Genomic DNA, 19,021 nt, shown 5'->3' with positions numbered 1-19,021 from the left:
TTCATTATATCTTATGTAAACAGACATTAATTTACCATCATCTTGTTTTAATACAAAAGTAAACCATAATGGTTTCCACATTGGTCTGTGGTCTGGTAATAATGTGTATCTACTTAATCTTGAACCGAATACTTCATATATTCCATCCCATACAGCTTCTGTGGTTTGTTCATTAATATAACTGTAACCTGCAGTTGTAAGGATTTCAAAATTAGGCATTCCTTTTTCAATTTCTATACCTAATTCTTTTTTGAATATGTCTTTAGCTAAATTACTTGCTGTTAATCCGATTTCTTTAAAATCATTATAAGTTAAATTTCCACGATTTGCAATAGTATCATTACGAATTGCATTTGGTAAATTTAAACTCATCATATAATTATAATCTAAACCATGAGCTTCAATAGCTTTTATTCTAGTTTCTCCAGCGTTTGTAGCATTTTTACTTGTTGGGAAAGTAATATTCTTTGCTGAACCGATTAAGTAGTAATATTGTTCTTCTGTTAAGTTTTCTTTTTCTAAGAGTATACTTACTAAACTAGCAGGATTTGTATTTATCCGGTTAATCCACCAAGTATTATATTTCAATTGTTCTAAACTACCGTTACCTTTTATTCCAGTTTCTTTTTCAAATAGTTTTTTGTTTTCTGCTGAATTGTATTGCATTAAAATTAATGTTCCTGATCCTGGGCTTGTAACTTCATATTTATTACTTGTTTTATTATAAGTTACTACAGCATCTTTCCATCTTATAAAAGCCATCATATTAGTAGTTGCACCAGTTGATGTAGTATCGAATCCTATATATCCACTTTTACCTGCTGTTGCATCTAAAAAGAATAGTACTGCATCACTAGCAGAATCTCCAGGGATTCCTAACACTTTATAAGATGTTATATCTCCAGGTGATCCACTTCCACCATCAGTTGCTTTTATTGGAGGGTAATATTGCATTAATGCTTCAGTTATTGTGTAACCTCCAAGTGTTCCTTCACAGATATGTCCGTGGAAGGCTGCTTCTTGCAGAACTAAGTATGATACATTATCGTACCATCCATTAGCTAAACTTGCGAAAGAAAATGCGTTTTCTCCACCTACTGCTTTATAGAGTTGGTTCCATTGAGCTTTAGTCATATTTTCAGATATACTTCCTAAATAAGAATAAGTTGTAGATCCATTTAAGAATATGACTGCATTTAATTTATTACCATTTCTTGTTACAAAACAAAAATCTATTGGACTAGTAGCTGTTTGACGTAACATTAGCATGTTTCCTAAACCATAAGAAATTCGGTTTCCATAGTTTAGTATTCCTTCTATTGCATCTTCACTAGTTTGTCCATTTAATTTTGGTACACCTGCAGTGGTTATTGCTAATATTTCATCTGCAGTGTTGAAATTTAGGAGTGAATCTGCTTTTGCTGTTACATCTCTTCCTAATTGGTAACTTTCGGTAGCTTTCATATTGAACACTAAATTTCCTAATAAATCACTTTGATTATTATTTATTTTTAATAATTGTGATTGAGTTATATATCCAGGTGCTGAAACTGTAATGTTAATAATGGAATTTGCATTTAGTTTCACATGGTATATATCATTTGAATAGGTTTTGTTTAAATTTAATGTATTGTTGTTTTCTTTAATATTAATTGTAGGATTGATTATTTTATTATCTTCTGAGTATTGATAATTTATTTTTAAATCAAGATTGTATGTTGATTTATCATTGGAGTTACTAGAATCTAATTTAATATCATTTGTGGAGGATTCAAGGTTATTTGTGTTATCTGTATTAGATATTGTTGTATCCTCTACTGCTGATACTGTTCCTATTGTTAGAAATATTAAAGTTATTAAAACTGCTAAAAATTTTCGTCCATTTGTCAAAAAATACACACCCTTTTTTTTAATTTTTTCTATTAAAAAAAGGTTTTTGTTGTGATAAAGATTAATTTTATTTTTATCACGTTGAAACTTTCTAAAGTAATACTAATATAAACCTTGTTATTAAAAAATACTTATTAAACAAGAAAAAAGTAATACTTAAATATATAAAAAACTAATAAAAACAATAACAAAACACTCCAAAGGAACCAAAAAAACAACTAACTAAAAAAAATCTAATAAAACACTGAAAAAAACTAAAAAAACAAACATAAATAAAAAAAACAACCCCTAAAACATTAAAAAAGAAAACAAACAATTAAATAAAAAAAATAAAAAAGTTAATACTCAAAACAAAATCAAAACTGATCCTTTTCAGGTTTAAGTAAAAATATAGAAATCAATAAAGCCATTACAAATAAAATTAATTGTAAAAAGAAAGCTAAATTAATCCCCTCAATACTAACATCACCATGAGTACTTATAGCACTAACAAAAGTTAAAAGAATAGTAGTACCAAGAGCAGCAACAATCTGTCGATTACTATTAATAATACTCATACCCTGATCATAATCTGATTTATCAACTTCTTTAAGAGAATAACTAAGCATAGGGAATAAAAGAAGAATTACACCAAACATTCGAATAACATACAATAATATAACATAAATTAGATTAACATTCACATTAAAGAAAATAAAAGGCACACAACTAATAATCAATAAACAAGATCCAAGAATACTTGTAAAATGGCCACCAAATTTTTTATAAAATCCACTTCCAAAAGGACTAAAAATAGCTTTAACAAGAGTAGCAGGTAAAATAATATAACCTGTAATTATAGCAGACACTCCTATAGCAGATTGTAAGAATAAAGGAATCAGTACAGATCCACTCATCCAAGCAAAAAAACCAATATAAATTATAATATTTGATAAACGGAATAAACGATTATTAAATAAGTCTAATTTAATAAATGGCACATCCATATTTAACTGTCTTTTAACAAAAAATCTTAATAAAAATATTCCTAAAATAAAAATAATAATTGGAATAATAATATTAATTTTATAAGATAAAATTGTTATTGCTAACATAATTAATATACACTAAATCCAAGAGATAAAACAGATGTAAAATCCATTCTAACAGAATATTTCTTATTAAGATTATAAACATATTTATTAGCTAATACTATTACAATTAAACATATAAATGCAAGTAATAAGAAAATTTTCCTCCAACTTGAGTAATCTACAATATAACCTGCAAGAGTTGGCCCTATACATGGAGCTAAACCTATAACCAAACCAAGATAACCTAAAGCTTTAGCATGAGAATTCTTAGTGAAAATATACACCATAACAATTAGAGTTAAAGTAAAAATAACACCAGCACCTACTGCCTCTAAAACACGGCTTAAAAGAAGAATAAAAAAGTTAGGTGAAAAATAGGATATAATACAACCTACAATGAAAATACTTAAACAATTAATGAAAAGATTACGAATATCATATTTACCAATTAAATAAGGAGTACTAATAGCCACAATACCCATAGTTAAAACATAAGCACTAGTTAACCATTGAGCTAAACTTGCAGGTATATAATAAAATCACTCATAATAACCGGTATTGCATTACTTATTAAACTCTGACTTAAAGCTACAGAGAAAGCACCAGCAAGAATAATTCCAACCATTAACTTTTCTTCTTTTCTTAAAACAAAACTCAAATAAATCAGTACACCTAAAAAAATTTCTTAAAAAAACAAAAACATTATTTAATTATATATTTCTCCATCCTATAAAGCTCATATACTAAAAATATTCAATCTTTAAAGTATAAATAAGCTTGTTTTAAAATTGGAATAATTATATACACATAATTACTACTTACAGGGTAACCTAATAATGTGAAAATAATAGCAATTATTGCGGTTAACGGGAAAATAAGAATATTTCGAACTTTAGGAATAATATTAGAAACATCACCCATAAAACCTTTTCTTGCACAATAATAGAACTCTAAAGCCCAACAAATACCAATAATAACAAAATTCAAATGGAATAATAATGTAAACACTGGGAATGTTTGACCAGCCTCAGAAATCAAAGAATAAAATAAAGGAACCAACACTACCCCTAAAAGTAGAAATAGCATAATCCATAAACTAATTTTATCTGTTTTATGAATATCCTCAAGCATATGTCTTAAACCAATCCAAATCAAACCTAAAATAACAAAAACAAAAACACATAAAAGAATATCCAACATTAAACCAGAAATATAAGTATTATAAGCACCAGGTTGTAAAAGTGCATTTAAAGATTCAGGTCTTTTAATATCTAAAACTAAAATAGTCATAGCAACAGCAAAAATAGCATCAGTTAAAGCCTTTAAGGCATCACCATCAATTTCACTTCTATAAACCTTTTCAATAAAACTCATAAAAAAAATACTCCAGTATCTAATAATTAATTAAATATTATATAAGTTATATTATAAAAATTCATTTAAAAAAAGTAATGAGGAAAGTTATTCTTCTGAAGTTTTAGGTTTAATAAAAAGTATTGAAATTAATAATGCAACAATAAAAATAATCAATTGTGCAAAGAATGCAAGATTAATACCTTGAATACTAACAGTACCATTAGGACTAATAGCACTAACACCTACTAAAAGAGCAGTAGTACCAAGAGCAGCAACAATCTGACGATTACTATTAATAATACTTAAACCTTGAGTATACTCCTCCACTACCAATCCCCTTAAGAGAAAATGCAAGCATAGGGAATAAAAGAAGTCTAATACCAATAATCTGGATCATATAAAAAATTGCAACCAAATTCAAATTAGTATTAACACTAAAGAAAAACAAATGGAATACAACTAATAGTAGCAAACTAGAACCTAAAATACTTGTCTTATGGCCACCAAAAAGTTTATAAAACCTACTACCTAAAGGATTAAGTAAAGCTTTAAGTAAAGTTGCAGGTAAAATTACAAAACCCGTAATTATAGCAGACACACCAATTGCAGATTGTAAAAATAAAGGAATTAAAAATGCACCACTCACCCATGCAAAAAAATGCAATATAAAGTAAAAAATTACCTAAATGGAATAAAGGATTATAAAATAAATCCAATTTCAAAAAGGAATCCCTTAGATTTTAATTGTCTTTGAACAAAATAAAGCAAGAAAATAATACCAATAACTAAAGGAATAATAACAGTATCAGAATGTAATTTATCAGATAAATCAGTAATCGCAAACATAATAAAAAGTACACCTAAACCTAAAGTAAAAACTGATGTTAAATCCATTTTAACAATTTTATGTTCATGAATATCTTCTACATAAAAGCAGCTATAAAAGCACCAGCAAGTATAGTTGCAACCATAATCATTTCTTGTTTTTTAAGAGCGAATTCCATAAAACATTAATCCCCTTAAATATTTTTTTCTCATTAATAATACTTCACATGATGTGTCCTTTTTCAGATTTAAGTAAAAATATTGAAATTAAAACTGCTATAAAGAATAAAATCATTTGTAAGAAGAAAGCTAAATTAATCCCTTGTAAACTAACACTACCTTTAACACTTAAAACACTTACAAAAGCTAAAATTATAGTAGTACTTAATGATCCAACAATTTCACGATTACTATTAATAATACTTAAACCTTGAGTATACTCTTTCTCATCAACCCCTTTAAGTGCATAAGCAAACATAGGTAAGAATAATAATATTAAACCAATAATACGAACAATATAAATAAGTACAATAATTATCAAGTTCACATTATCATTAAAGAATATAAAAGGAATACAACTTACAGCTAATAATAAACAACCTATAATACTTGTAAATTTACCACCAAACATTTCATAAAACTTACCACCAACAGGATTTAAAACAGCATTAATAATAGTAGCAGGCAACATCACTAAACCACAAATAACAGCAGAAACACCTAAAGTTGATTGTAAAAATAGTGGAACTAAAATATAACCACTCATCCAAGCAAAACAACTAATATAAATAATAATATTCACAACAAGGAATAAATGATTATTAAATAATTTCAAATTAATAAGAGGCACTTCCATATGATATTGTCTGTGAATGAAGAATACAAATAAAATAATTCCAACAATAATAGGAATAAAACTATAAAGTAAACTAATTCCATTAAGAGTAATATTAGTAATTCCAATCATTATTAAAAGCATACTGAACCCAATAGCGAAAACTGAAAGGACATCCATTGTAGTTTCCGTAGTTTCCTTCTCAACATTATAAACATAATGAAGACCTAATAAGATAATAATCACACTAACAATAGCTAATAATAAGAAAATATTTCTCCAACCAGAAAAATCAATAATAAAACCAGCAAGAGTAGGACCAATACTAGGTGCAAAACCAATAATTAAACCAAGATAACTTAAAATAATAGCATATTTATCCTTAGAATAAATATATAAAATCACAATCTGAGTTAAAGTAAATAGTACACCAGCACCTAAAGCCTGAAGAATACGACTAACAACCAATACAATGAAATTAGGTGCAAAATATGACATAACACATCCAACAAGGAAAATACTCATACATGTTAAAAACAGTTTCCGAACATCATACTTATTAATTAAATAAGGAGTAGCAATAGCAACAACACCCATAGTAAGAGTATAAGAACTAGTTAACAATTGAACAACACTAGCATTAATAACAAAATCATGCATAATAACTGGCACTGCATTACTAAGCAAACTCTGACTCAAACTAGCAAAAAAAGCCCCTGAAAATAGAACTACAACCATTATTTTTTCATAACTTAACAACTTAAACTTCATAATAATATAATTTTATTCATATAATAATAATATTAATAAAACATTCCCAACTTTAATAAAAAAAATCTAATATTATATAAGCTAAATCTAAATTTTATAATTGATGTTATATCAGATTTATTATTTAATTTTCGCAGTATTAGAAAACCTTAAATTTTTTTCTAAAAGCAATAAATAGGTTTTTTTCATGGAACAAAATATATTATGAATCAAAACATAAAGATTAACACTATATAAAAAAAACTTCATATACTTATAATAAGCAAATTTAAAACATGACAAAAAATAGAATAATAATAAACATAAAGGGAAAAAAACTATGAAAAAATGTAGTAAATGTGGAGAAAACAATTCCAATGATGCAAAATACTGCACAAAATGCGGAACAACACTAGCAGAAAATTTAAAATATTGCCCATACTGCGGATCCAAACTAGAACCAGGAGTACTTAAATGTAAACACTGCGGAGAATGGGTACAAAACAATCCAAACAATACCAACATAAGCAATGCATTAAACAATCAAGACCCAAAAATATTAATAATAATAGGATATCTAGCAACCATAATAAGTTTCATAATAACAATGATTATGTTAGATACACCATATATAATGTTGAGTGGAATATTAACATTAAACTTCATATGGGTATTCCTATGTTTAATATGTGGAGCATACATATTCTTAAAACATGAAAATGAAGTAATAGATTTAATAGGAACAAATCTAGTAAAAATTCATGCCATTGTTATAATTGCAATAAATGTAATATTTCTCTTATTATGTATCTTGGCATATACATACAACCCATTTGCATATTAAAAATTCCTTTTATTTTACTTTTTTTAAATCTGTTAATTGATAATAATCTTGTTCTGATGCATCATGAAACTCATATGGGGTCCAAGCATCCGGTAAAATATTTTTCACTTGATTATATGTCTTTGTCCTATATTCATGAGCTTGTTCTTGAGGTATTTTTTTACGTTCGAGTAAAGTTGAATGATAATCTACTTCATGTCTCATACAGATATTATGTCTTCTAACATTACGTCTGAATTTTCTAACTTGAGCATCAGTCCAATTAGGATGAATATAATAATCTTCTGATGTTTGCCCTTTATGTTTATATGAACTATAATTATCTTTGGTAACATTTAATGGTCTGAATCTACAATCCATGATTTGAACTCCCCATTCAGCACATTTTACACGTTTTTTTTCTAATTCAGTATAAGGTAATTCATAATTATAAACCATAAAAACTGATATATCTTTATGAGTAAAACCTGCATCAAGGAGTATTTGAATTTGTTGTTTTATTAAAGGGGCTTCTTCATATTTATTATCCCAAGCTATTCTGAGATTTTTAAACCCAGCATCTTTTAACATTTTACATAGTTCGGGATGTTTTCTAAGTATTCTCCCATCAAATCCTGATTGTGATTCGACATAACTAATTTTATGTTCTTTTTTAAGTTCTATTAATTCCTCTAGAATATTTTTAATATAAGGATTAGCTAATAAGTTATTATCATAAAATACTAACTTCTTTTTTATAATCTCATCTTTAATAGTTTTTTTAGATAAAAATTTTGGTTCGATAATATAAGTTCCACAGAACCCACACTTACGAATACAACCTCTAGTTGTATGTAATATTTGATAATCCACATCAACCAAGTCATAAGCAGGAGTTAATTTTTCAGCATCACTAACAGTTCCAGTTATAACATCATCACACTTTGTATGTTTTTTACAATGTTCCGGCATTAAAGATGCATATACTCCACCTACGATAATAGGGGTTTTGGGATATTTATTTTTATAATGTTGAACAGCATCTATAACATATTTAGACCAGTAAGTGAAAATTGAAGTTACACATATTAAATCAGGTTTAAATAAATTTTTAGGTTTATCAAGGTGATCAAAATTTGCTTGTGAGGAATCTATATTTTTTTTATCTTCATATCTAATCAATTTTACTTCAATTGATTTAGAACGTAAATATGAAGCTAATTTAAGTAAACCTATAGGTAAAAAATTGGAATGATTTCTACTTTTATTAGGAATAGGAAAATTAGGTTCTACCAGTAAAACACATTTTATATCTTCTGTAATCCAATCTTCAAATTTCATTTTAAAAACTTTTATAATTTATATTATATTTATTTAATTATTATATTTATATTTCTACCTTTTAAACATTGTCTATAAAAAATATATTTTTATTAAATTTAGAGTATTGATCCATAAAACAATATATTATAATATGTTCAGATTTAAATCATTTTTTTTAAATGAATATATTATTATTAAGAAATGGTTCAAAAATTATTTAGTAAAATATATATTATTCTAACAAATAAACTTATTAATAATGAAAATTTTTTTAAATAAAGGGGAAAATGTGATTAATAATTTTATTAATTTTCAATTGAAAATTAATTATAATAAAAACCTTATTTAAATTAAAAAATTTAGGTTTAAAAAAAATGACATTTCAAGATATAAATAATATAATAAAACCAACATATAGCTCTGAAAATGAAGATATTGTAGAATCTTTTTATAATCCAATTTTAAGCGAAGCAAAAAGATATGATCGGATATCCGGATATTTTGATTCAACCAGTTTAGCTATAGCTGCTGAAGGAATGAAAAATTTCATCTATAATAAAGGCTATATGAGACTATTATGTGGAGCACAATTAAATCCTAAAGATGTAGAATCAATAAAAGATGCTTCGGATATTGAAAAGTTAATTAGTACAAAATTTTTAGAAGACTTAAACAATATTGAAGATGAATTAGTTAATAATCATATAAAAGTTTTAGGTTGGATGATAGCTAATAATATACTAGAAATAAAAATTGGGATAAATCAAAAAAATGGAGAATACATTGGAGGAGGTATACTTCACTCTAAAACAGGTATTTTATGGGACAATAAAACAAGCTGTGGTATTGAAGATTTAAAACATTGCATAATATTCAATGGTTCTAACAATGAAACTGCTGCAGGATGGAAATATAACATTGAAACTTTTAATGTTTTTAAAGGAGGAGAAGATGACAAGTTTATGATTGAATACATAAATGATTTTCCTCAATTATGGAACGGTGAACATGAAAATTTAATTGTAATGGACATACCTGAAGCAGATAAAAATGAATTAATAAAAAGAGCACCATCAAGCATAGAAGAATTAAATAAAATTGTATTAAATAAAACTTATCATAAAGATAAAAAAAATCGAATATTATTCAATCATCAAAAAGATGCAATTAATTCATGGTTTAAAAATAATAATAAAGGCATTTTTGAAATGGCAACAGGTACAGGGAAAACGTACACCTCTTTGAATTGTTTTAAAAAATTATATGAAAAAAATGATAAACTTATAACAGTAATTGCATGTCCTTATTCTCATTTAATAGAACAATGGAAGAAAGAAATAGAATCATTTAATTTTGATAACATTAAGTTAATATTTGGTGGAAATTCAAACTGGAAAAAAGATTTAAACAGAATAGTTAGACATATAAAGAGAAATAAACTTAAAAAAACAATTATTTTAACTACACATAAAACCATGTCAAAAGATTTTTTTATAGAAAAAATCAATGAAATTAATGCTGATTTATTATTAATTGCTGATGAAATGCACCATTTAGCATCTGAAAATTATTCTAAAGGTTTAATTGATAATTATAATTATAGATTAGGTCTTAGTGCTACTCCTTCAAAATTTATGGATGAAGAAGCTACAGAAAATTTAATAAAATATTTTGGAGGAGTTATTTATAAATTTACTTTATCTGATGCATTACATCAAAAAAATCCAATTACACATCAAACATATTTAACTCCCTACAAATATTATCCTGAAAAAATAGATTTAAATGCTGTGGAATTGAAAGAATATGCTTATTTAACTCAAAAAATTGCAGTTAATATAAATAATATTGATAATGCAAAGAATAAAGAAAATTTAAATTCCCTATTTAGAAAAAGAAGGTCTATCTTAAATAATGCTGAAGGAAAATATAGAAAATTACATGAAATATTACAAAAAAATCCAGATATTAACCATTTAATAATTTTCTGTTCGCCTCAACAGATTGAAAATGTTTTAAAAATATTAAAAGAAGAGAATATTACTCCAAGACACAAATTCACAAGTAAAGAAAAAACAAATAAAGATAAAAATTTAGGAGGAATGTCCGAAAGACAATATTTACTAACTGAATTTGATAAAGGAAATATAAAAGCATTAGTAGCTATGAAATGTTTAGATGAAGGTGTTGATGTTCCATCAACATGTAATGTAATTATTATGTCAAGTACTACAAATCCTCGAGAATATATACAAAGAAGAGGTAGAGTTTTAAGAAGATGTCAAGGAAAAGAATTTGCATATATTTATGATATGATGGTAGCACCTGAATCTGATGAAAGTTTTGTGGATAATATTATTAATAAAGAATTAAATAGGTTAAAAGATTTTATTTTAACTGCAAATAATCAAAAACAATGCCAAGAGTTATTAAGAAAATGGAGGCTTATTTAAATGAGTAAAGAAATTAATAAAGATATTAGAAATAAATTAGATGAAAAAGATAATATAGATGATAAAGTTAAAGGTTTTATTGAAGAAGCATTAGAATTAGAATTTGAGGCAATAGAAGACCATAAAACCAGACTGAAGAATGATTATATTAAATTAATTGAAAAATATGTAGAGGATTAAAATGATTTTTAAATCCATTCATTTAGAAAACTTTAGAAATTATAAAGGACCCGAAGAACTTTCATTTGCCGATACAGGTGATAAAAATATTACAATAATTCAAGGAAACAATGATACTGGAAAAACCACTATGATGAATGCCATAACTTGGTGTTTATATAATAAAGAAAAAAATAGTAGAGATAGTCCAATATATAATAGATCTGTATTTAATGACACGGAAATCAATGAAGAAATACCAGTCAAAGTTAAAATTAAAATGGAAGATTCACAAGGTAGAGATGTTGAAATATCTAGGGTTAATAAATATTTTAAGATTTCTAAAGATGAATGTAGCCTTCCAGATAAAGATTTTAGAATAATTTTAGATGATGGTGAAAATTGCTCCCCTGTCACATATACAGAAAATTTTATAAATACTCATCTACCAAAATCTTTAGAAGATTATTTTTTATTTGATGGAGAATTATTAACCCAATTTTTTGAAAAAGATAATGGAAATATAAAAAAAGATGTATTTAGATTATCTCAGTTAAATCTACTTGATAATGTCATAAAACACATATATCAAAGAAAAAAAGAATATATTAATGAAAAAGAGAAAACTGATCCAAAATATGCAAATTTACTAGATGAGATAGATGAATTAGAAAAAAGTATTAATAAAGATAAAAAAGATTTGGTTAATGAAAAGGAATCAATAAAGAAAAATAAAGATTACATAAAAGTATTGAAAGAACAATTAAATAGTTATGGTGATGATCCTCTTAAATTATTTGAAGAAAAAGATAGATTAAAAAAAGAATTAAAAAATTTAGAGAATAAAGAAAAATCATCAATATTAACACATAAACAATTTTTAATAAATAACTTTATCCTAATTTATGGCTACTCTGCTTTAATAGATATTGAGAAAAGAGGAAATGATTTACGAGAAAAAGGATTTATCCCTTCTAATTATAAAAAAGCATTTTTAGAATATTTATTAGATCAAAATAAATGTATTTGTGGTACTGAATTACCTATAGGATCTAAAGAGTATAATGAAATTGAGAAATTATGTGAAAGGACTAGTGAAATTACAGATATTTCTGATAAAATTAATGAATTATTAGGTCGTGCTAAATCATTTAGATCACATTATCCTCAAAAATTTGTTGAAATTGATGATAAAAAAGAAAATGAACAAATTAATTTAGAAGATAATATTGAAAATAAAAAACGAGAGATAGATGAAGTCCAATTAAAATTAGAAGGTATAGAGCAAAATGATGTACAAAAAATCAATAGTAGCATCACACATTATGAAGATTTAATAAATCAATCCAATAGAACAATAGGTAATATTGAAACTAATCTTGAACGAGATGAACCTAACTTAAAACAATTAGTAAAAGATAAAAAGATTGCTGAAAGTCAGATGGGCATTATGGAAACTATTGATAAAAAAATAAAATTTTGTGAAAAAGTTTACAAATCTTCCCAAAGTTTATATGACGAATTAGTTCAGTCTATTCATGAAAATCTACAAAGTTTAACTACAGAAGAATTTAATAATTATCATTGGAAAGATTCCTATAAAAAGATTGATATTGATCAAGATTTTAATGTTACTTTTATTAAAAAAGATGGGACACGTATTCCTGCAACTGATCCATCTGCAGGTACTCAATTAACTTTAGCATTATCATTTATTACAGCTTTAAATTCTTTAGCGGGATTTGAATTACCTATCTTTATAGATACTCCATTAGGTAGATTAGATAATGATATTCGAGAAAATTTAGGAAAATTTTTACCTCAGTATACTCAAGATAAACAAGTAATCTTATTGGTCACTGGAAATGAGTATAGTTCAGAATTTAAAAATTACATAAGTCCTTATGTAGGGGAATCTTACAAATTAGAAGTGAATAGTGAAAGTGGTAAAGATATAACTAAGGTGATTTAAAATGGTTGAAACAGTAGAAAGAACAGTTATAAACATTGAAGAGGAAGATTTTGAAATTTACCAAAGTATAATGCAAAAACCTGAATGGAAAGGAAAAACAAATATTGAATTATTCACTATTGCAGTTTTAATTGGAAAATTTGAAGTGAAAAAATTTCAACCATTAAATAAACAAAAAAGTTACATTAGAGTAAAAGATAATGCTGATAAAGATGAAATGACATTGCTAAAATGCTTAGCTATAATGGAAAATGAAGATGTAAACATTATTAAAAATGAGGACGAAATGTTTAAAATCACTGAAGGATATGCAAAAACTGGAATCAGAAAATTATTTGAATGGTATGAAGATTCAACTCAGTATATAACTGAACTAATCTCAGAAGTATTGACTGATAAATTTGAAAAAAATGAATCTGAATTCTTTTAATAAAAATTAATAATTGATATTTATGTTAAATAATCAGGATTATATTTCTAAAGAAAATGGAAAATTTAAGGTTCACCGGGAAATCAATAATGAAGACATTAATTTTGGAGTTTATGATTCATTAGATGAAGCTATAAAAGTTCGAAACAGTTTAGATGATGATGGTTGGCCAGTAAAAGTAGTAGAAAAATCTAATTTAATAGATAAATATATTGAAAAAAAAGATGATGATACATTTTATGTTTTTAAAAATTTTAAAAATACTAAAAAGACTTTTGGGCCATATGATTCCCTGAAAAAAGCTAAGATTGCTAAATATAATTTAATTTCTAATGGTTGGGATTCTGATTCATATCGTGCTGACAGTAAATATGGTAGATTTATTAAAAAAGAGGGGAATCGTTATATAATTTCTAGATTTATAAATAATGAAAATCATATTTTTGGTAAATTTGATACATTAGATGAGGCAATAGAAGTTAGAGATGAATTAATTATTGATAATTGGGGAAAATTTAATTTGTCTTCTTCTAATAAATATGGGAGATATATTAGTTTTAATGGGAATTATTATCAAATTGTTAAATCTGTTGATGGTAAACAACGATGTTTTGGTTCTTATAAAAATTTAGAGGATGCTAAAAAAATAAGAGATCAGTTTATTAAAGAGGATTGGAAATATTTACCTATTAATTCAGAATCTAATATAGTACATACTAGATTAGGTTTTTCAATTTATAAAAGATTAAATGGAAATTTGAATTATTTTGGATCATATTCTACTAAAGAAGAAGCAATTAAAGCTAAAAATGAACTAATTAAAAATGATTGGGTTATTAAAGATAATGGAGATGATAATGAAGTTGTTGAGTATGAAAAAAATATTGAATTTGATGGGGAGTATTATACAATTGAAAGATTTGTTTATGATAAAATTAGAATTTATGGGATTTTTAAAAATTTTAATCAAGCTAAAACAAATAAAGATAAGTTAAAAAAAAGTAATTGGCATGGAGAATATGTTATTAAAACCAGAAAGTGGAAATATGGTGAAAATATTGTACCATTTGATTACGTTTTTCAAATTAAAAAGGAAATTAATGGAAAAATTAAAGATTTTGGAACATATAATAGTTTTGAGGAAACTGTGAAAGTTAGGAATAAGCTTTGTAAAAATAATTGGGAAGATTTAGATTCAAAAATTTCTTTTGATGATATTAAAAGAGTATATGATTCTGTTGAATTTATTGAGGAGCCTAAAGTTCCTTTTCCTCAAGCGGATAATTTTTTTACATTGATTAATATTTGTAATGAGTTAAATAAGCATTGTTTAAGTCCTGATGAGATTAAAGAAAAGTTTAATTTACAACCTAGACATTATAGTTTTTATGTGTCTGCAGGTATTTATTTGGATTTAATTGTCAAAACATATGATAATTTATGTTTATCTAAAAAAGGTAAAGAAATTTTCTCTTTAAGTGATAAAGAATTAAATTTAAATTTGGTTAATTGTATTTTAGAACATAAACCTTTTTATAATGTTTTTTCAAAGTACTTAGAAAATATGATGCTTCCTTCTACTTTTGAAATTTTTGATATTTTAAAATGTATGGAAATTTATAATGTAAATTCTGATGTTACTTTAAAAAGAAGATCTTTATCAGTTAGTAGTTGGATTAAATGGATTGTTAAATTATATAAATAATTTTTTTAATTTTAATTTTTTTTATAAAGGTTCATGTTTTAATTAATTAAGGGTATATCTAGCTATTTATTTTCTTGATTCTTTTACTTTTTTTTTAGGGTTAAATTATTTTTGCTTGTAAGTTTAATATTTAATTATAAATATTTTATTTAATAATGGGGGATGTTATTTTTATGGTTAATAGTTTGAATTCTAATCAGTTGGAAGCTGTTCGGTATTGTGGTGTTGAGCCTTTGGTTATTGATGCTGGTCCTGGTGCTGGTAAGACTTTTGTTCTTGTTGAGCGGGTTAAGTTTTTGTTAGGTGAGTGTGGTGTGGATCCTGAGTCTTTGTTGGTGATTACTTTTACTCGTAAGGCTGCTGAGGAGTTGAAGCTTCGTTTGCGTGGTGAGGATTTTATTAGTGATGATATGATTAATCGTATGCAGATTAGTACTATTCATAGTTTTTGTTATAAGTTGTTAAGTGAGTATGGTAGTGAGGGTTTGAGTGTGCTTGCTGATGGTGTGGATTCTCGTGATGATGGTGGTTCTGAATTGTTGAATATGTTTGTTCGTAAGCATATGGGTGATTTGGGTTTTCGTTTTGAGTATTATGTTCCGAATTTTATGATTGATAATGTTATTGATAAGTTTGATGAGTATACTACTTTTGGTGTTGATACTGGGGGTTTGGTTGATTTTATTCAGTCTGAGAGTCCTGTTAGTAGGGAGTATTTGGATTTGATTAGGGATGTTCAGGGTGATGGTAATGGTTATTTTGAGTTTCCAAAGGAAATTGTTGATGATGATCCTGTTTTGAAGGATAGTTGGTATAATGCTCGTTATTTGGCTGTTGCTCGTGCTTATCCTAAGTATGTTGATTTGTTGGAGAGTGAGGGTTATTTGGATTATGGTCTTTTGCAGGTTAAGGCTTTAGAGTTACTTATGGATGAGAGTGTTAGGAAGGGTTTGGTTTATCGTAATATTCTTGTTGATGAGTTTCAGGATACTGATCCGGTTCAAATGAAGATTTTTAAGTTGTTGCGTGAGGGTTGTGATTCTTTTACTGTTGTTGGTGATGAGGATCAGAGTATTTATGCTTTTAGGGGTGCTGATCCTGAATTTTTTAATGGTTTGGTTGATGGTGATGATTGTAGTCTTGTGACTTTACAGACTAATTATCGTAGTACTTCAAGTATTGTTAGTGTTAATGAGTCTTTTATTAAAAATTGTCGTAGTAGTGGTACTTGTAAGGATTTAGGTGCTAGTCGTGGTGATGGTGGTATGATTTTCACTTTAACTAATTCTAGTAGGGATGATGAGGCAGTTAATATTGCAAGTACGGTTAATGATTTAATTAGTAATGGTAAAGTTAAGTGTTTAAGTGATATTGGAATCCTTTTTAGAAGCACTAAAGGTAAAATTGGTCCGCTTTTAGATGAATTAGATAAGTTAAACATTAATTATATTATAAATGGTAATCAGGATTTAATGGAGAAAGATGAAATCAGAAGCATAATAACTTTGCTTTGGTATTTCACTGGTAATCATGCATTAAAGTATACTGGTAAATGGGAGAAGGATTGGTTAAATCTTAAAGCTTTCACAAGTTCTGATTTTACCGATTACTTTAATTTAAGCACTGAAACACAAGATATTTTAATTAAATTACAAAGTGATTATGAAAATAGTGTAATTGAATGTGAACATGAAGTCTATTTAGAATTAACTGGTAAGAAGTCACGTATTAAAAAGTTTAGTGGAGTTTTCAATCGTCACAATAATGTTTTAGATGAAATTGATAAAAAGATTAAACCTATTGTTTTAAGTGAAATGAGTCAAGAAGACTTAAAAGAATTAGGAATCACAAATCCTAATGATTTAAATTTCTTTAAAACATTAAACAGTATAAAAGAAGAATTTGAAAAACCAGTAGAAGATGTGGATATTAATGATAAATTAACCTTACTTGATTTGTATTATAAACTTTTAAACATCAACAATTATTTAAGCTCATTATCTAAGGAAGCAAAGCCTGGTGATGAGGATAAACTATTGAATCTAGCTAGTCTTTCTAACACTATTCATAATTATGAGAGAATGATTAATAAATATGATGTTAAAGGCTTGTTCAGTTTCTTAAATGGTAACTTGGATAAATACACTAGTCCATCCAATAATAAGAGTAAACTGGATGCTGTTCAAATTTTAACTGTTCATAAGTCTAAAGGTTTAGAATTTCCAGTTGTAATTGTTGGATCTCTTGAAGAGGATAAATTCCCAGGTAAATATGATAGTGAAAGGGAAACTAAAAAATGGAGTAATGGTAAGGCTAATTTCCACACTCCAAGTAAGTATTTAAAGTATAAAAACCCGGACCCTGATTTAGAAGCTAAATTATATGAAGATGAGGAAAAAAGGATTCTTTATGTGGCAATGACACGTGCTAAAGATTTATTAATCCTTTCTGTTATCACTAAAAAAGAGGATTCCAGTATTCCTGAAATTATATATAAATTGAAAAAGGAAAACTCTTGTATACATGAATTAAATAGTGATGAGTTATTAGAAATCAGTATTCCAACTAGTAAAATTAGAAAAGAAAAGGAAAAGGAAATTGTCCCATTATTTTATACTAGTTTTAGTGATTATACTGATTGTCCTTTCAAGTACAAGTTACATTATAATTATAAATTCCAATTAAGTGATACAAGTAAAATCACTTATGGTATTGCAGTTCATGAAATATTAAATAGTATTCATTCTAAATTAAAGGAAAATGAAAAAATAAATATTAACAAGTTAATTAAGTCTATGATTGATAATAATCCAAATATTAATATTCAAGATGAAGAATTAAAGGAAACAGTAAAGAATATTAAGGATTATTACAATAATTTTGCTTCTGATTTAAATGTTAAAGGTAGTGAAATCCCATTTAATATAAGTAAAAGTAATTATCAGTTAACAGGTCAAATTGATTTAATTAATCAAAAAGATGATGGTAGTCTTGAGATTATTGATTTTAAAAACACTGACTCTTTAAATGTTACTTATCATCCGGAATATTTTGAAAAACAAATATTTATTTATATTTTAGCTTTAATGGAGAATCCTGAATTTAAGGATTTAAAAATTAGTAGTGGTGGAATCTTCACTATTAAGGATTTAAAAAAGAATCTTATACCTTTTAGTATAGAGGATTTAGTGAATATTGATAAATCATTATCCTTGGTTGCAAGTAATATTAGTAAGGAATCTTTCCCACGAGATAATCATTATTGTAGTAGATGTGAGTATAAGGATAAGGTTTGTGAATAATTTAATTTAAAACATTTTTTTATTTTTTTTTAAACACTTACACTTTTTAAGGGTGTTAAGGTTTAGTTAATTTTTTTTTGTTTAAATATATACTAGATTATCTTCCAATTAAACCTTTTTTTTAA

Annotated in this window: 16 protein-coding genes; 7 read left to right on the top strand and 9 right to left on the bottom strand. The window is 26.1% G+C overall.

Translation table 11 applies throughout. From position 1 onward, the window contains the following. From BP769_RS06395 to BP769_RS06360, 8 genes are all read right to left on the bottom strand, one after another. Nucleotides 1-1,890 (bottom strand): FmdE family protein (locus BP769_RS06395; protein ID WP_413862308.1); only part of this gene is annotated, 1,890 nt, incomplete at its 3' end. Nucleotides 1,891-2,246: 356 nt separating this feature from the next. Beyond that, the gene (locus BP769_RS06390) at nucleotides 2,247-2,984 is read right to left on the bottom strand and encodes an MFS transporter (RefSeq protein WP_413862306.1); all 738 of its coding nucleotides are present in this window, start codon (nucleotides 2,982-2,984) and stop codon (nucleotides 2,247-2,249) included. Between the two features lie 2 nt (nucleotides 2,985-2,986). After that, nucleotides 2,987-3,493 (bottom strand): MFS transporter, encoded by a 507-nt coding sequence (locus tag BP769_RS06385; RefSeq protein WP_413862318.1) that lies wholly within the window; start codon nucleotides 3,491-3,493, stop codon nucleotides 2,987-2,989. 223 nt (nucleotides 3,494-3,716) lie between these two features. Beyond that, nucleotides 3,717-4,337 carry a TMEM175 family protein gene (locus tag BP769_RS06380; RefSeq protein WP_413828314.1) on the bottom strand — a complete coding sequence of 207 codons (621 nt, stop codon included), beginning with the start codon at nucleotides 4,335-4,337 and terminating at the stop codon, nucleotides 3,717-3,719. Between the two features lie 87 nt (nucleotides 4,338-4,424). Then, complete coding sequence (locus tag BP769_RS06375) at nucleotides 4,425-4,646, bottom strand: hypothetical protein (protein WP_413828315.1); 222 nt, start codon at nucleotides 4,644-4,646, stop codon at nucleotides 4,425-4,427. Further along, a complete protein-coding gene (locus BP769_RS06370; protein WP_413828316.1) occupies nucleotides 4,612-4,965 on the bottom strand; it encodes a hypothetical protein in 354 nt (117 codons plus the stop codon). Before BP769_RS06370 ends, BP769_RS06375 begins: the two co-directional genes overlap by 35 nt. Before the next feature lie 53 nt (nucleotides 4,966-5,018). After that, nucleotides 5,019-5,165: a hypothetical protein gene (locus tag BP769_RS06365; RefSeq protein WP_413862304.1), complete on the bottom strand. Its 147-nt coding sequence runs from the start codon at nucleotides 5,163-5,165 to the stop codon at nucleotides 5,019-5,021. A gap of 202 nt (nucleotides 5,166-5,367) precedes the next feature. Beyond that, nucleotides 5,368-6,738 (bottom strand): MFS transporter, encoded by a 1,371-nt coding sequence (locus BP769_RS06360; RefSeq protein ID WP_413862302.1) that lies wholly within the window; start codon nucleotides 6,736-6,738, stop codon nucleotides 5,368-5,370. A 331-nt stretch (nucleotides 6,739-7,069) separates the two neighbouring features. Here BP769_RS06360 and BP769_RS06355 point away from each other — a divergent pair, with 331 nt between their 5' ends. Further along, nucleotides 7,070-7,573 carry a double zinc ribbon domain-containing protein gene (locus BP769_RS06355; protein WP_413862300.1) on the top strand — a complete coding sequence of 168 codons (504 nt, stop codon included), beginning with the start codon at nucleotides 7,070-7,072 and terminating at the stop codon, nucleotides 7,571-7,573. 9 nt (nucleotides 7,574-7,582) lie between these two features. Here the strand turns inward: BP769_RS06355 and BP769_RS06350 are convergent, their stop codons facing one another. Then, nucleotides 7,583-8,893 carry a cobalamin-dependent protein gene (locus BP769_RS06350; RefSeq protein WP_413862298.1) on the bottom strand — a complete coding sequence of 437 codons (1,311 nt, stop codon included), beginning with the start codon at nucleotides 8,891-8,893 and terminating at the stop codon, nucleotides 7,583-7,585. A gap of 356 nt (nucleotides 8,894-9,249) precedes the next feature. Between BP769_RS06350 and BP769_RS06345 the strand changes: the two genes are divergently transcribed. The 6 genes from BP769_RS06345 to BP769_RS06320 all read left to right on the top strand — a co-directional run bounded on the left by BP769_RS06345 (nucleotide 9,250) and on the right by BP769_RS06320 (nucleotide 18,896). Next, nucleotides 9,250-11,328, top strand: coding sequence for a DEAD/DEAH box helicase family protein (locus BP769_RS06345; RefSeq protein ID WP_413828347.1), 2,079 nt, complete (start codon nucleotides 9,250-9,252; stop codon nucleotides 11,326-11,328). Continuing rightward, nucleotides 11,329-11,508: a hypothetical protein gene (locus BP769_RS06340; RefSeq protein WP_413828348.1), complete on the top strand. Its 180-nt coding sequence runs from the start codon at nucleotides 11,329-11,331 to the stop codon at nucleotides 11,506-11,508. A 1-nt stretch (nucleotide 11,509) separates the two neighbouring features. Further along, a complete protein-coding gene (locus tag BP769_RS06335; RefSeq protein ID WP_413828349.1) occupies nucleotides 11,510-13,459 on the top strand; it encodes an AAA family ATPase in 1,950 nt (649 codons plus the stop codon). 1 nt (nucleotide 13,460) lies between these two features. After that, on the top strand, nucleotides 13,461-13,889 hold the full coding sequence (locus BP769_RS06330) for a hypothetical protein (protein WP_413828350.1): 429 nt from the start codon (nucleotides 13,461-13,463) through the stop codon (nucleotides 13,887-13,889). 22 nt (nucleotides 13,890-13,911) lie between these two features. Further along, nucleotides 13,912-15,594 carry an SPOR domain-containing protein gene (locus BP769_RS06325; RefSeq protein ID WP_413862296.1) on the top strand — a complete coding sequence of 561 codons (1,683 nt, stop codon included), beginning with the start codon at nucleotides 13,912-13,914 and terminating at the stop codon, nucleotides 15,592-15,594. 173 nt (nucleotides 15,595-15,767) lie between these two features. After that, nucleotides 15,768-18,896 carry an ATP-dependent DNA helicase gene (locus BP769_RS06320; RefSeq protein ID WP_413862294.1) on the top strand — a complete coding sequence of 1,043 codons (3,129 nt, stop codon included), beginning with the start codon at nucleotides 15,768-15,770 and terminating at the stop codon, nucleotides 18,894-18,896. Nucleotides 18,897-19,021: the final 125 nt, after the last annotated feature.

This window comes from Methanobrevibacter sp. UBA417 (genome assembly GCF_002508845.1).
Classification (GTDB): domain Archaea; phylum Methanobacteriota; class Methanobacteria; order Methanobacteriales; family Methanobacteriaceae; genus Methanobrevibacter_A; species Methanobrevibacter_A acididurans.
The sequence above is the reverse complement of the archived record's forward strand: the minus strand, read 5'-3'. Positions and strand labels throughout refer to the sequence as shown.